This is a genomic window from Chitinophaga sp. (assembly GCF_036569125.1).
Classification (GTDB): Bacteria; Bacteroidota; Bacteroidia; order Chitinophagales; family Chitinophagaceae; genus Chitinophaga.
Genome location: NZ_DATCRF010000843.1, coordinates 1 through 15,317, shown reverse-complemented (window position 1 = coordinate 15,317; position 15,317 = coordinate 1). Strand labels below are relative to the sequence as shown.

At 47.0% G+C, this 15,317-nt stretch carries 13 protein-coding genes; 3 read left to right on the top strand and 10 right to left on the bottom strand.

The annotated features are described in order from the left end of the window. From VIM87_RS31140 to VIM87_RS31095, 10 genes are all read right to left on the bottom strand, one after another. Positions 1-1,188 (bottom strand): DUF4833 domain-containing protein (locus tag VIM87_RS31140; protein ID WP_332000765.1); only part of this gene is annotated, 1,188 nt, incomplete at its 3' end. Between the two features lie 80 nt (positions 1,189-1,268). Further along, on the bottom strand, positions 1,269-3,836 hold the full coding sequence (locus VIM87_RS31135; RefSeq protein ID WP_332000764.1) for a DUF5686 and carboxypeptidase-like regulatory domain-containing protein: 2,568 nt from the start codon (positions 3,834-3,836) through the stop codon (positions 1,269-1,271). A gap of 8 nt (positions 3,837-3,844) precedes the next feature. After that, entirely contained in the window at positions 3,845-4,216 is a 372-nt protein-coding gene (locus VIM87_RS31130; RefSeq protein ID WP_332000763.1) for a GtrA family protein, read from the bottom strand. A 5-nt stretch (positions 4,217-4,221) separates the two neighbouring features. Next, positions 4,222-4,683 carry a phosphatidylglycerophosphatase A gene (locus tag VIM87_RS31125; protein ID WP_332000762.1) on the bottom strand — a complete coding sequence of 154 codons (462 nt, stop codon included), beginning with the start codon at positions 4,681-4,683 and terminating at the stop codon, positions 4,222-4,224. Positions 4,684-4,685: 2 nt separating this feature from the next. Continuing rightward, positions 4,686-6,011, bottom strand: a complete 1,326-nt coding sequence (locus VIM87_RS31120; protein ID WP_332000761.1) for an inositol-3-phosphate synthase — start codon at positions 6,009-6,011, stop codon at positions 4,686-4,688. A gap of 118 nt (positions 6,012-6,129) precedes the next feature. Next, positions 6,130-7,116: an NAD(P)-dependent oxidoreductase gene (locus VIM87_RS31115; protein WP_332000760.1), complete on the bottom strand. Its 987-nt coding sequence runs from the start codon at positions 7,114-7,116 to the stop codon at positions 6,130-6,132. A gap of 75 nt (positions 7,117-7,191) precedes the next feature. Further along, complete coding sequence (locus VIM87_RS31110) at positions 7,192-8,364, bottom strand: hypothetical protein (RefSeq protein ID WP_332000759.1); 1,173 nt, start codon at positions 8,362-8,364, stop codon at positions 7,192-7,194. Then, positions 8,361-9,551 carry a serine palmitoyltransferase gene (gene spt / locus VIM87_RS31105; RefSeq protein WP_089918266.1) on the bottom strand — a complete coding sequence of 397 codons (1,191 nt, stop codon included), beginning with the start codon at positions 9,549-9,551 and terminating at the stop codon, positions 8,361-8,363. Before spt ends, VIM87_RS31110 begins: the two co-directional genes overlap by 4 nt. Positions 9,552-9,935: 384 nt before the next feature. After that, complete coding sequence (locus VIM87_RS31100) at positions 9,936-10,508, bottom strand: YceI family protein (protein WP_332000758.1); 573 nt, start codon at positions 10,506-10,508, stop codon at positions 9,936-9,938. Between the two features lie 38 nt (positions 10,509-10,546). Further along, positions 10,547-11,146 carry a TetR/AcrR family transcriptional regulator gene (locus tag VIM87_RS31095; RefSeq protein WP_332000757.1) on the bottom strand — a complete coding sequence of 200 codons (600 nt, stop codon included), beginning with the start codon at positions 11,144-11,146 and terminating at the stop codon, positions 10,547-10,549. Positions 11,147-11,389: 243 nt separating this feature from the next. Between VIM87_RS31095 and VIM87_RS31090 the strand changes: the two genes are divergently transcribed. The 3 genes from VIM87_RS31090 to VIM87_RS31080 form a co-directional block, all read left to right on the top strand. After that, positions 11,390-11,989: a helix-turn-helix domain-containing protein gene (locus VIM87_RS31090; protein WP_332000756.1), complete on the top strand. Its 600-nt coding sequence runs from the start codon at positions 11,390-11,392 to the stop codon at positions 11,987-11,989. Positions 11,990-12,358: 369 nt separating this feature from the next. Then, on the top strand, positions 12,359-14,893 hold the full coding sequence (locus tag VIM87_RS31085) for a TonB-dependent receptor (protein ID WP_332000755.1): 2,535 nt from the start codon (positions 12,359-12,361) through the stop codon (positions 14,891-14,893). Between the two features lie 46 nt (positions 14,894-14,939). Further along, positions 14,940-15,317 (top strand): PepSY-associated TM helix domain-containing protein (locus VIM87_RS31080; protein WP_332000754.1); only part of this gene is annotated, 378 nt, incomplete at its 3' end.

Genomic DNA, 15,317 nt, shown 5'->3' with positions numbered 1-15,317 from the left:
ACCTTCTATCTGGATCCAGATGTTATTTAACTGGGCCATGGTATTGCTGATCTTCATGTACATCTGGTACTGGCCTTTGTCAGACTTCATCAGGTACATAGGACGGCCGTCATAGGCAACGGATTTGATCTCGTACTTTTCTGCTGACAGGCGTTTTACCTTAATACCGTATGCAAATTTACGCTGAATAAAATTTAATCCCTTTTTTGTTCCTCCTTCAGTGTACCGCAGCCAGTAAACATTTACCGGGTCGTCCTCATCCAGGGTACCATCTGCTTTCAGGTTCAGATCGTACACCACGGTATTGGAATTGGGCGTACGCTGCAGGTAATACAGCATGTGCGGAATGCCGGTAGGTACCGGGAATTTAGGCCGTTCCGGACCGCCAGCTTTGGCGCCAATGCCGGTAAGCAGTATTATAAAAATACCCGCTACCGCAATGAGCTGCTTACCAGCTGTTTTGTTCTTATGTTCTTCCATTATCTGTTCTTTTTCCAGCGACCGTTTGGCTTCCCGCAGGCGGTTAATGGCAGTGATGTTGCTCATGATAGCCAAAACGGTGATCGGAACTGTAAAGATAGACATGGTTTCAAATACATGAAATGGTATACCCGGTATAAATAATTTATACCCGCCGCCAATGTAGTGGCTGGCAATACCACAGCCCAAGGCCGACAGGGCAATAAGCACCACCCGCTCCGGCCGCTGCATAAGGCCGCCTTTACATTCAATACCCAGCCCTTCTGCCCGCGCGCGGGTGTAGCTTACCATCATAGACCCGATGAGGGCAATAAAGGCAAACAGGGAGCTGAGGAAGTAGTGGTGCGCCACCAGGTAATAACAGATGCCCAGGAACAGCACCAGCTCACTATAGCGGTCCAGTACGGAATCGTACAGGGCGCCGAACCTGGAGCTCATTTTACCCAGGCGGGCCACCTGTCCGTCCAGCATATCAAACAACCCCGCAAAAAGGATCAATGCGCCGGCCCAGCCCACATAGGACAGGTCGCCGCGGTTACTTTTCTCTGCTCCAACTATAAATATAATGGCTACACCAATATTCAATATCAAACCTATGGTAGTGACCGCATTGGGCGTAAGGCCTATTTTTATTAAACCCTTTACCACGGGATTAATGACCACATAAATGCCCTGCTGCAACTTATCTCTGAATGTGCTCTTTTTCATCCGTTAATGTTTTAGTTTTTCAGGCCGGATCACCCTACATCGCATATAGTTGATCTAAATTTAATTATGCAAATGTCTGCTTAAAAATCCAATCTTACCCGGGTTCTTATCCCCCAGGAAGAAATATCCGGATGGTCCAGGTAGGTGAACCGTTTAACCAGGTCTACCCGGATCAGCCTGAAGATGTTGGCAATACCCACACTCCCCTCTATATAAGGCTTTTTACCCAGGGTGTAGGTAGAAAGGAAGCCATTCTTATCCACCGGGAATTTGAACAATGATGGATCATTCTCCGGCCGGTTCTCATCCCGCAGGCCGCCATATAATATTTTACCGGCTGCCACCTCACGCAACTTCAATCTTTTCAGCAAAGGTATTTTATTGAAAATAAATCCGTTAAAGTGGTGGTCAATGTTTAAGCTAACATAATGGTCGCTCACAAACTCCAGGAAGTTCATTAAGTTATACGATTCCAGCTGGTAAGCATAGGTTTGGTTGGCGTGGTGGATACTGAGTAACGGAAAGGGCACCTTTCCAAAGGTGTAACCGCCCTCAAACACCACCTCGCTATAACCTATGGGCGACAGGTAGAACATCTTGTAAATATTCAACGTTACATTCTGGTAGTTATACTGGCTGCCAAAAAGGCCCTTTACCCCTGCGGTACCACGCAGTAAGAAAATGGGGTAGCGGTTGGGAATAGGCACGCGGAACTGTTTACCCTGGTAAAACTGCTCATGCGGCGCCCAACGGAACTCCAGTGAAAACTCAGAGGTTTTTACCCTTTGCACACTGTCGGGGAAACCGCCTACCGGCAGCCCTTTTATATAGGCCAGGCTACCGGCCGGTGACTGCGCCCAGTACTTGAACCCGAATTTAAAAGAGGTATGGTTCACCAGCTCATGCAGGTAGTTAATATTGTAAATATCGTTGTACAGCCACTTATCATTGTTACCGCGCTTGAACGACAGCAGGAAGTTATCTTCCTGGATGAACTGCAGCGCCTGACCGGGGATCTGCATATCCCGCTGGTAGTTGGCAGAAAGGGAGCGTACCGGGAATTCCCAGATGGAACGGTGCGTGAAGGAATAGGTACCGCCAAAGTAGTATTTCCACTTCTTATCCTTAAAACCATAAGCACCGTAAGATTCCAGGTAAATGCTCTTATTGAATTTAGGAGTGGTACGGCCGCCTAAACGCAGGCGGAAACCTTCTACCGGGTTAAAGCTGTAGAAAGTGTTCACCGGGCCTACTTCTATGGGTCCAAAGCCCTTATAACCGGCCAGCAGCAGGGTAGCAATATCCATGGTGCGGCGGAAAGACCGGGTGTGCTGCAGGCTATCGATATTCGCGTAAACCTTTGATTCTGCAGTGGTAAGGGTATCATGCCGGTAATGTACCCAAAAGCTGTCGGTTGTTTTATCTGCGCTATCTGCTTTTACAATGGGGTTGCCCTTATAAAAATCATCCGGCATGGGCTTATTAGCCACAAAATCCCGGAGTGATACGGTCCGTTCCCCATAAATACCGCCCTTGCCGCTGGTGAACATACCCATATCCGCCATCAGCGTACGCTTGCTGGTACGGTAGCGGCCATTGGGCATTTTCTCAAACTCCTGCATAATCCGGAAACTGCGGATCCAGTTAAGGTTGGTATGCTTATTCCCGGTCATATCGGCACGCTGCACCGCGTAATGCCCGTCGGCCGTAATGAACAGCTTACCCTGCAGCAGCAGGTCGGTTTGGTTACGGGGCACAAATGACAGCTCAATGAGCTTGGTACTATCTTCTGTATAAAGGGTATCGGTAATAAAGTATTTATAAAAAGTGGGGCCGGCGTTGGAAATAGGACTCAGGAACTGGTTGGTGAACAACATCAGGTTATTGTCGTAAATATCAAAGTCCTGGTAAATATGGTTCAGGTACTGGCTCATACCTGCGTTATCAATATAACTTTCGTCAAAGCTCACCTTCTTATCGCCGCGTACAAATGTTTTCTTTTTCTCCGGGTCACGGCGGTAATATACGTCGGCAATATTTTCTTCCAGGTAGATGGGTAACAGGGATTTACCTTCCACTTTTGTGGTGTCCCGGTTATCCATTATGAACTTGTATTTACGCAGCAGCCGGTTAGGCCTTTCCCTGTCAGATGCGCTGCTGAGCGCAAACTGCAGCTTCTCGTACTGGTTATACTGCGCATAATCAAGGCCTTCAATGCGGTTACTGTCGCGGTGATCCAGCACCAGGCGGATCAGCTCTACCGCCGGGTTATCCTTATTGCGGTAACGGGCGGTTTTTGCTCCTTTAACAATTACCTCTCCCAGCATGCGGGAAGTGCTTTCCAGCCGTACGTTCACGACCTGCTCCGTACCAATGTTGAGCTTTACCCTAAAGGTTTTGTAGCCCAGGCTGGCAATATGCACACTGTCATACCTGCCGGTGAACTGCAGCATGAACTTACCATTAATGTCTGTAGAGGTTCCAATGGCGGTACCGGGAATAAATACGTTTACAAAAGGCATAGGTGCCTTTTGCTTTGCGTCTGTAATAGTTCCTCTGATGGTGGTGTTTTGTGCGGATAAGCGCACCGAACAAATGGTTAACAACAATAACAGCGCAAGGCCAAATTTTTCCAAGCTATACTTCATAAGCTTATTCATCTGAAAACAAATTTCTTTTGCAATACATAGTTATATCCAATGCCAACTATTAAACCGGTTATAACTTTAGATACCCGGTAGTCCAAACCCATGTAATGCGTGAACATGAAAACTCCTGCTGCATTTAACAGGAGGTTGCCGGACCAAACCAGCGCGTATTTAATAAATTGCCATTCTACTTTCCCATCGGTAGCGCTAAACGCCCAGATCCGGCCTAACATAAAATTGAGTACACCCCCTGCTATGGTACCTGTAATACTACCTGCCAGGTACCACCAGCCAAAAACATCCACCAAAACGATTGTGGTCAAATAGTCGAAAGCGGTGGCTGCCAAAGACGATGCCTGTGCTTTCAGAAAGGTTGCCATTCTCATCAGAAGAACCTGGCCCCCCTATACGCCACTTGTAAAAGCACATTTGCACAAATACCGGCCAGCACATCATCCAGCATTACCCCCCAACCACCCGGCAGGCGTTCGGCCCGCCTGATATACAATGGTTTGGTAATATCAAAAATGCGGAACAGGATCAATCCTGCTACCACATAGGGTATGCTTAAAGGCACCATCAGTAAGCTGATGCACATGCCTGCTACCTCATCTATTACTACCTTTTGATTGTCCTTACCCCAAAAAGCTTCCACCTTATTACCGCTCCATACCCCCAATACCGTAATGAAAGCGGTTACCGCCCATTGCATTGTAATATTGGGGATCTCCCCAACCTGGAGCGTATACCAGCAAATAGCGGTTACTACTGCTGCCAGCGTACCTGCTCCTTTGCCAACATAACCTATTCCCAGGCTGGTGGAGATCAATTGATGGAACCTGTTCATTTTTAAGCTTCGCCTTCTTCGTAATAATCCAGGCCAAGGTGTGTGATCAGGTCCTCGCCCATCATATAACGTAAAGTATTTTCCAGTTTTATTAATTGTTTGAAAATATCATGCTCCGGCCTCAAACCAGGCGCTGTTTGCGGTGATTTGAAGTAGAATGACAGCCATTCCTGTACCCCTTCCATACCGGCTCTTTTAGCCAGGTCAATGAATAAAGCGAGGTCCAGTACGATGGGTGCTGCCAATATTGAATCGCGGCACAGGAAATTTATCTTTATCTGCATCGGGTAGCCCATCCACCCGAAAATGTCAATGTTATCCCAGCTTTCCTTATTATCACCACGGGGGGGATAATAGTTGATACGGATCTTGTGATACAGGTCACCGTACAGCTCAGGGTTTAGATCAGGACGGAAAATATCTTCCAGCACCCCTAGTTTGGATACTTCTTTTGTTTTAAAGTTATCCGGATCATCCAGCACCCATCCGTCACGATTGCCCAGGATATTGGTGGAAAACCAGCCCTGAACGCCCAGCGCCCTTGCGTGCAAACCGGGTGCCAGAATGGTTTTCATGAGAGTTTGGCCGGTTTTGAAGTCCTTACCGCCAATTGGGGTGTGGGTTTCTTTAGCCAGCTGCACCAGCGCAGGAATATCGCAGGTAAGGTTAGGCGCTCCATTACAGAAGGGTACGCCCAGTTTCAGCGCTGCATAAGCGTAGATCATGCTGGGGGCAATGCGGCTGTCGTTGTCCTTTAATGCCTGCTCAAATTTTGCCAAAGTGTCATGAATGTCTGCCGCTTCATGGAAGATCTCCGTGGAGCCGCACCATACCAATACAATCCGGTCACAATTATGCCGGGCCTTGAAATTCTTAATGTCGTCCATTACGGCCAGGGCCAGGTTGTACTTTGTATCATATTCCTTTACGTGGGTACCGTCCAGGTTCTTTACAAAGTTTTTATCAAAAGCGGCTTTCATGGGTACCAGCGCTTCCAGCTCCGGCTGAATGGCTTTTAACAGGTAGGGGTCCAGTACGCCTGCTTTACGGGCGGCTTCATACACATTATCTTCATACACATCCCATCCGCCAAACACAATGTCATTTAAGTCTGCCAGGGGTACAAAATCTTTGATCTTGGGGCTTCTGTTCTCCGTTCTTTTACCCAGGCGTATGCTACCTGTTTGGGTAAGGGAACCGGTGGGTTGGGAAAGGCCTTTTTTAACTGCTTCAACGCCGGCTATTACAGTAGTTGCTACTGCGCCCAGGCCGGGGATGAGGATTCCCAGCTTACCTTTTGCGTCCTGAACTTGTTGTTTCTTTGCCATCTTTAATTGGTTTTAGCTGCGCACGGTATCTTTCCCTGATGCCGGGGACGGCATCGGCAGGTCAGTTACCAGTTTCAGCTCAATTTTTCGTTTTGTGGTTTTATAAAAGAACTGTTACCTATAACCATTTGTTTTCTTTATACCACTGCAGCGTTTCAGCCAGCCCTTTTTCAAGGTCATACTCCGGCGTATAAGGCAGGTTGTTCCGGCCTTTTTCAATGCTGCAATTCCAGTTGGGCGCGGTGAGCTCATTCAGCTTTTCTTTGTTGAGCGCCGGCGCTTTCCCTCCGGAAGGCATTTTTTCGAGTATGCCCGCTAGTACCTCTACTATTCCATATGGAACATGGAATTTCAGGGTGTTCTTCTTTAGCAGTTTTTTAGTGATGTCTGCCAAAGCATAACGGTCATACACGTTTCCATCTGACAAGTTGTAGGTACCCAGGCAAGGTGATGTAAGCGCACTGATCGCGGCCTTTGCCAGGTCTTTTGCGTACAGAAAGCTGAAGCGTTGCTGCTTTCTGCCTATGTATGGTTCCCATCCGCGGGCGATCATTTTGAACATAATGAATATGTCTTTGTCGCGGGGGCCATATACAGCGGTGGGACGTAAGGTAATTAAGGGAAGTCCCTCTATTTGCTGTAAATATTTTTCTGCTAACAGTTTACTTCTTCCATAGGCCGTTACCGGCTGCGGTGCACTTTCTTCCAGCAAGGGGGCCTGCGCTTCATATGCAATGGGCCCCAGGGCTGCCAGGCTGCTGATGAACACAAACCGTTTAACAGGTGCTTTGGCATTTTTAATTGCCAGCGCAAGGTTTTGTGTATAGCCTGCATTTACCGCATTGTATTCTTCTTCGGAAAAGGCTTTGGTAATGCCGGCGCCATGGATCACATAATCATACTGATGCTCTTCCAGCAATTTCCTTATGGCTTCTTCACTCCTGAAATCCGGGGAAACGTATTGTACGGCCAGCCCTTCCAAATGTTTTACCTGGCTGGAGGCCCGAACAGCTGCGTGTACTTCCAGTCCGGCTTTTAACGCAGCTTCAATCACATGAAATCCCACAAATCCACTGGCACCTGTAATAAGAACTTTTTGTGTCACCTTTTATTGTTTGTCTGAGGTTTAATGTTTAAAGTTTGACAATGCGATCTACGTTCAAACTTCAAACCTAAAGCCTCAAATCGCCTTTTCATATATCCGGTACGTCTTATATACCTTTCCATTGATATGCTCCACGGCACGGTTCATCATCTCATTGCCCTCCAGCACCCAGCTGGCTTCCGCCCACTTCATACCTTTTGCAAGGCCTTTTTCCATGATAGAGCCGTAAAAACAGGCTTCAATACCCATTTTACGGTGCTCTTCCAGCACACCCAGCAATATTACACGGAGCGCATTTATTTTTTTGCGGCCGGTCAGCAGCTTGATCAAACCGGTGGGGAATAAACGGCCCCGCTTAATTTTGATCAAGATCTGGTTTATATCCGGAATACAAATGGAGATGCCGATCAATTTACCATTCAGCTCTGCCAGCTGGATAAAATCCGGGTCGGCGATCATTTTCAGATCTTTGGCTGTATAGTCAAATTCTTCCCGCGTCATGGGTACAAAACCCATATTCTTATCCCAGGCAACGTTATATACTTCGCGGATGCGTTCTGCTTCCTGCTTGAAATCTTTCATATTGATGTTACGGATGGTGACACCCCGCTGAGACAAACGTTGCTTCAGGAGGTTCATCATTTTCAGCGCCTTATCATTAAACGCATCTTCCGTAATCTTATATGCATACAGGTCTACCTTTTTCTGCAGGCCCTGATGGTCTATCAGATCCAGGTAGTAAGGTTTGTTATACGTCATCATGGCTGCCGGCGGGCTGTCAAACCCATCTACCAGCAGCCCGCAGGTTTCGTTGGTTGAAAAGTTCACCGGCCCTATCATCGTGCGGGTGCCTTTTTCCTTTAACCACTGTTCGGCAGCCTGGAATAAAGAGGCTGCTACGCCTTCATCATTAATGCTGTCGAAGAAACCAAAGAAACCGTCATTCGCTTTATTAAACTCGTTATGATTTCTATTGAGGATGGCGGCTATCCGGCCCACGATCTTATTATCCCTCCAGGCTAAAAAAAGCTGCGAGGTGGAATGTTTGTGGAAAGGATGCTTACCGGGTGTTAGCAGGTCGCGCTGGGCTATGTGCAGTTCCGGCACGTAATAAGGATCATCCTTATAAAGATCGTGCGGAAAGTCTATGAATTGAGCCAACTGTTTACCTGTATGCACGGGTTGTATGGTTACCCCTTGTGCTGGTGTAAGCGGTTTACGCTGCTGCACCGGCGTTGCCTCCGTCATATTTTTTCTTTTAAGGTGATGATGTCCAGTTTTGCGAAAGCTTCCTTCATCTTATACACCGCTTCTTCGATCTGGTCGAAGGTGTGTGTAGCCATGAGGGAGAAGCGCAGCATTGTTGCATCGGCAGGTACCGCGGGCGGCACTACGGGGTTTACGAACAGCCCGTTATCCTGCAGCATTTTTGCTATAGCAAAGGTTTTTTCATGATCCCTTACATATACAGGAATAATAGGGGAAGCGGTGGGGCCCAGCTCAAAGCCTTCTTCCATTAACAGGTCCTTGGCGTAATTGGTATTAGCCCACAGTTTTTCAATGTGCTCAGGTTCTGTTTCGATAATATCTAAAGCGGCCATTGTACTGGCTACTGCAGCCGGCGTCATGCTGGCGCTGAAGATCAGGGAACGGGCGCTGTGTTTCAAATATTCAATGGTATCTGCATCGCTGGCCAGGAAACCGCCCAGGGAAGCAAAGGATTTACTGAAGGTGCCCATGATCACATCCACCTTGTCGGTTAAGCCAAAGTGAGAAGCGGTACCGGCGCCTTTTTCACCTACCACACCCAAACCATGCGCATCATCTACCATAATACCGGTATTGTATTGCTCTGCGAGGGCTACTATCTCCGGCAGGCGGGCCAGATCACCTTCCATGCTGAACACGCCATCCACTACGATGAGCTTATTCACCTCAGGGGGTAAACCTTTCAGCTTGGCTTCCAGGTCGTCCATGTTGTTATGGCGGTATTTGATCACCTTGGAGTAAGACAGGCGGCTGCCATCAATAATAGATGCATGATCATACTCATCGAGGATGATATAATCGTTACGGCCGGTTAAGCTGGACAGTGCGCCCAGGTTAGCCTGAAATCCGGTGCTGAACAGAATTGCCTTCTCTTTTCCCACATAACGGGCCAGCCGGTCCTCCAGCTCAATATGAAGATCCAAAGTACCATTGAGGAACCTGGAACCGGCGCAACCGGTGCCGTAGGTATCTATGGCTTTTTTGGACGCTTCCTTGATCCTTGGATCGTTGGTAAGCCCCAGGTACGAGTTGGAGCCAAACATTAGCACCCTCTTCCCATCAATAATCACCTCCGTGTCCTGAGCAGATGATATAGGCCTGAAATACGGATATATACCTTTTTCCTTGGCAATAACTGCCTCTTTTACAGGTAGCCTCTTGTACATTAATTAATATGCTTAGCTGTGAAAATCGTACGCGTAATTTGCTTATTGCTTGTCTTAAAAGCCTTTAGATTTGTTCGACTAAAAAACTTTTAATGTCCAAAAATACAATTCTTAAACATTTCTTAACAAAAAATTTTGCAGCAAGGTTTGTTTTTCCATAGGGATGTTGCTCATTTTCAATAGGTTAAATATTTTTTTTAATTATTTTGACTCTGTTTAAAGTGGGCACATATATATTAATTATTCCTGGAATAGAAAAAAGCTTAGAACATAATACCCAAAAATGAATTTAACCGCAAATTAAAAACGAATTACACAAATTGTAATTACCAATTCGTGTAATTCGTTGTATTTTTTTCAGGGGGCCTGCCCGGCCCGATAAAATTATCCTTTTATAAACTCGGTATTGGCAGTCAGGGTCACTTCTTCGCTCAGCATTGCATTCGGATATTTGGTACCGAAAGAGAAATCAGAACGTTTGATAGTGCCGGTTACTTTAAAGCCTGCTACGGTTTTCTTGCTCATCGGGTTTACGGTAGTACCACGCAGGGTAGCATCCAGGGTAACGGGCTTGGTAACGCCATGCAGGGTCAGGTCGCCGGTTACTTTGTACTTGTTATCACCTACTTTCTGTACAGATTTGCTTTTGAAGGTAACGGTCTTGTATTTGGCTACGTCAAAGAAATCTTCTGTTTTCAGGTGACCATCGCGTTTTTCGTTGTCAGTGCTTACGCTGTTAGCGTCTGCAGTCAGCTCAATTACGGCATCAGAAAAATCTTCTTTGGAAGAAGTGATCTTAGCTTCAAAATTGGTAAAGGCGCCATCTACATCAGAGATCATCATGTGGGTAATGCTGAAACCTAATTTAGAGTGAGCGGGATCCAGGGTCCAGGTTTGAGCAAAACTGGCCAGGGAGAAAATAGTGCATACTGCGAAGATCAGGGCGGTCTTTTTCATTGTGTGTTTTATTTTTTGTTTTTATAATTGAATAAAGGCTATGCTTTACATCCTTTGATGAAACCGGATATAAGATCCTGTAATACCAGGCGGTTAAGCTCCTCATTATTGGCCGGGCCAATAATATTAATGGATACCAGCCCATGGATCATGGACTGAAACGCCTGGAACTTTAAAAAGGGGTCTGCGGCCCCATTCCCGTTCTGCTTTATGATATGCTCAATCGTACACCGGATCACATCCATACACTCTCCCACTTCCGGTATTTTACGTGCGCTTTCACAGGTGGGGATACCCAGGCTGAACATGAGCTGGTAATATTGTTTGTGCTGAAAGGCAAAATCCCAGTAAGCCCTGCCAATAGCCTCCAGCTGCTGTTCCGCATCCGTATGCTGCTGCCTGGCAGTGCGCAGCTGGTTTTCCAATAGCTGAAAACCTTTTTTATTAAATTCTGCGATGATGGCATCCTTATTTTCAAAATGGTCATACACCACCGGCACACTGTATTCTATGGCTTCTGCAATTTTACGGATGGATAGCGCAGCCCAGCCTTCCTCGTGCACCAGGTGCCAGGCGGCATCCAATATGCCGGCCCGGATCTCTTCCCGCTGCCTTTGTTTACGTTCTGCAATACCCATGTGCTATAAAATTGTTGAATGCTGAAGGACGGAATGTGGTATCCTCATCCCTCTAATTTAATCGCCCTTTAGAAATCCTAACGGCGTTAGCAAAAGTAAGAGGAATAATTCGTTCCAACAAATATTATTTTTACCTTATCTTTATTTTCGACTTTTAAAGTATTTTGGTCCGAAAGTCAGTTAAAGTTTGGTACTTGTCGTTTTTTCTAGGTAGTTTTGAGTGGAACGATTTTTAGACCTACAATGACAACACTGGCCAAAGACGAAGTGATCAAATCCGATATTCTGGAGGAAGCGGCGAAGCTTTTCCGGCACTATGGCTTGCAGAAGACTACCATGGAAGATATTGCGAGAGCGGTTGGTAAAGGCAAGAGCACGCTGTATTACTATTATAAGAATAAGGAGGAGATATTTGATGCGGTGATCCGTAAGGAAAAGAACATGATGTTCCGTAACATACAGGAATCCGTAAGCAGGGAAGATAGTGCGGTTAAAAAGCTGGAAGCCTTTACCCGCAGCAAAATGCGGGAAATTAAGCGGATGACCACCTTATACCAGGTGGTGGCCAGTGAGTTAAAACTTTGTAATGAGCTGGAAACCAGCATACGCAGAAATTACGACTGTACGGAAATAGAGATCCTGAAAAGCATTTTGCAATATGGGGTTGTTACCGGCGAATTTCCGAACTACGATCAACAGGATATAGGAATGCTGGCCTTTTTACTGGTAAATGCCCAGCGGGGTGTAGAAACAGCCCTGGTAATGGATCAAAAGCTGGATGAGATCGGGGAAATGATGGACTTCCTGGTGTCTATACTGATGAATGGTATCAGAAGGTCTTAAAAAATTTGCCTGTTACTCGACCGTAAAACGATAATATTCTAATTTTTCATCGTATATAATTGCTGTTACTACAGTGTAACAGTTGTAGGTTTAGGCAATAAGCCGGAATAATCCTGTTCCGGCTTTTTTATGCTCTGTTCATTAGCCATAACGCCGGAATGCATTAAAACTATATACCTGTTATGCTCAATTGCGGAATAATTTGTTTATTCCTCCTGAACATAGCATTATCAAAGGCTTGGAGCCTGCCGCCTTCGGTTCCCGGATTCATCGATTTTTCCGCTTTGCGTAAACAGTTTTCCCGATTGGAGTTCCAACAAATATCCGGGGGGTGTTCCTTTGCGGCGAAAACAAGTATACTTATATCACATGCCAATTGCGACCAACCGGCAGCTGCTTACTGCCGTATTTACCTTCTTGTCATTGAATGTTTTAGCACAAACTTCCATTAAAGGGGTTGTAAGGGACCTTAACAATACCCCCGTACAAAAAGTAAGCGTTATTTTACTCAATAAACAGCATAGCACTACTACCGATACTACCGGTGCATTCCTTTTCAGCGACCTGCCGGCGGGCAAATATACCATCCGCTTTACGCATACGGGTTTTGCAGCAGATCAGAAAACCCTTACCCTGAACCAGGGCGAAACCCGGGTTGTAGACCTGGTGCTGGTGCCTTCTACAGAACAACTGCAAACCGTGGAGATCACCGGCCGTAAAGAAGCCGGTTACAAGAACACCAACTCTTTCATAGGCAGTAAAACCGCCACTCCCCTGAAGGAGGTGCCGCAGGCTATTTCCTATGTGACAAAAGAATTAATGCAGGACCAGTCTGCCGTGCGGGTAGGCGATGTGGTTAAGAACTTCAGCGGGGTGAACCAGTTCACCTTCTACGATGATCTGACCATTCGCGGGTTCCGTATTAACGGGGGCAGCACCACACAGCTCTTAAATGGTATGCGCACCTTTACCGGCTTTTGGAAACAGCCCATGGTAAACTACCTGGAGCGTGTGGAAGTGATCAAAGGCCCTGCCTCTGCCCTGTTTGGCAATGCATCACCCGGTGGTACCGTAAACCGTGTAACCAAAAAACCGCTGGAAGAAAACCGTAAATCCCTGAGCTTCACTACCGGCAGCTTTAACACCACCCGCGCACTGGCTGATTTTACCGGTCCGCTGAACGACCAGAAGACCATCCTGTACCGCCTGAACCTGGGGTATGAAAATGCACAATCGTTCCGCGACTTACAGTTTGATAAAAATATCGTAATAGCGCCATCCATCTCCTTTTTACCTACGCCCCGCACCAGGCTGAACTTTGATGCGGTATATAATAAATCCAACAGCCGTCTGGACCGTGGCCAGTCTGTATTTGACGGCACTGACCAGAAAGCGCTGTATACCACGCCCATTTCACTGGCCCTGAATGCGGTAAATGACCACCTGGACGAGGAGAATTTTACCGTGATGACCTCCCTCACACATCAGTTCAGCACCAAGCTGGCCTTTAACCTTTCGTACCTGCGTACGGGTTATATACAGGACCTGGTGGAGAACCGGAGCGCCAATTCCTACGCCGTAGATTCTTCCGGCAAGCCTATTGGCAACCTGGTAGCCAGGCAGGCATTCATCCGCCAGTCCAAACAGTTCAGCGATAACGTATCGGCCTACCTCACCTACGACCTGAATACCGGCAAGCTGGCTCACAAGCTGCTGCTGGGTTATGATTATGCCCAAAGCACGCTGCCTCCGGGATCGTCCCAGCAAACAGCCAACGGTTACCTGAAAAAAAATGGTACTGCCGGTCCTTATGATCCCAAGAAGAAAGATGATTATGTATTCTACAACTATAAAGTAACAGATGCGCATGGAAAGCCTATCCGCAACCTCGCAGGCACAGCAGATTCTGTACGGTATATTCCAAAGCCCAACGTACCTTCCTACGACCTGATCTTAAGGAATAACCAGCTGGAGGATATGACAAAGTACATCTTCACTACCGCAGCCAACAGCGCTACTGTACCGGTTTTTGGCGGCTTAAGCGGCTTTTATGCGCAGGACCAGGTAAAACTGGGACCTGTACAGGTATTGCTGGGCGTGCGTTATGAGCTGTATACTGATAAAGCCAACTACAAAACGGATAGTGTAAGGAACGTGCGCCAGCATGCCTTTTTACCGCGTATAGGCGTGGTGTATAGCCTTACCCATAATGTTAATATCTACGGTATTTATACAGAAGGTTACAACCCGCAGGATCCTGCGGTGCAGGCCAACCGTTTAACCGGCGGCCCCTTTGATCCTATTACCAGCAACCTGGTAGAGGGCGGTTTAAAAACAGAATGGCTCAGCGGCCGTTTAACAGCTAACCTGGCGGTATACCGCATTCGCCAGAAAGGTACTTTGTACAATGCTTCTGACGCCAGCAACCCCGATCTGATGATACAGGTAGGTGAAGAAGAAGCTAAAGGAGTGGAAGTGGATGTAACCGGGCAAATAGCGCCTAACTGGGATGTAGTGGTAACCTATGCTTATAATGATGCCAAGATCACCTCATCCGGCAAAACGGATGCTGACCTGGTAGGCGTGCAAAAGCCCAATGCTCCTAAACAACAGGGTAATGTATGGACCAAGTATACCATCCCGGCCGGCCCCGTTAAAGGATTTGGCATAGGCGCAGGCGCCAACTTTGTTACAGAAAGGAATGTGAGCCTCAGTAAAACACAGAACCTTCCCGGTTATGCTTTGCTGAACGCGGCTTTGTACTATAAGGTGAATAAAGTGCAGGTACAGTTTAACCTGAATAACATAGGTAACAAGGTGTATTGGGTGGGCGGATATGACTATCTTCGCCTTTTCCCGGGTGCGCCCCGTAACTGGCAAACTACGGTATCGTATACTTTTTAGCGTTTAGCTTTTAGCGCTTAGCTTTTGGCATTTAAATCATTAACACGTGAAAAAAATAATAGGCTGGTTACATTTATGGCTGGGTATTTCCTCCGGGTTAGTGGTGCTGATAGTGGCATTAACAGGCAGCCTGCTGGTTTTTGAAGACGAGCTGGACCCGCTTTTCCATCCTTCCTTTTTTTACGTAACGGCTCCTGCCGGCGCCCGCCCCCTGTCTGTAGATGCGCTGGCCCAAACCGTGCAGGCGCAATACCCCGATTATAAGCTGTATGATATTGATATAGAACAGGAAGCCGGTCGCAGCATGATCTTCACCCTGCGCAAAAGTAAAACAGATGGGCTGGATGTGGCGGTGAACCAATACACCGGTGACATTATTGAAGGGGTAAAGGAACAGCGCCGCTTTTTCTATGTAGTGCTGCAG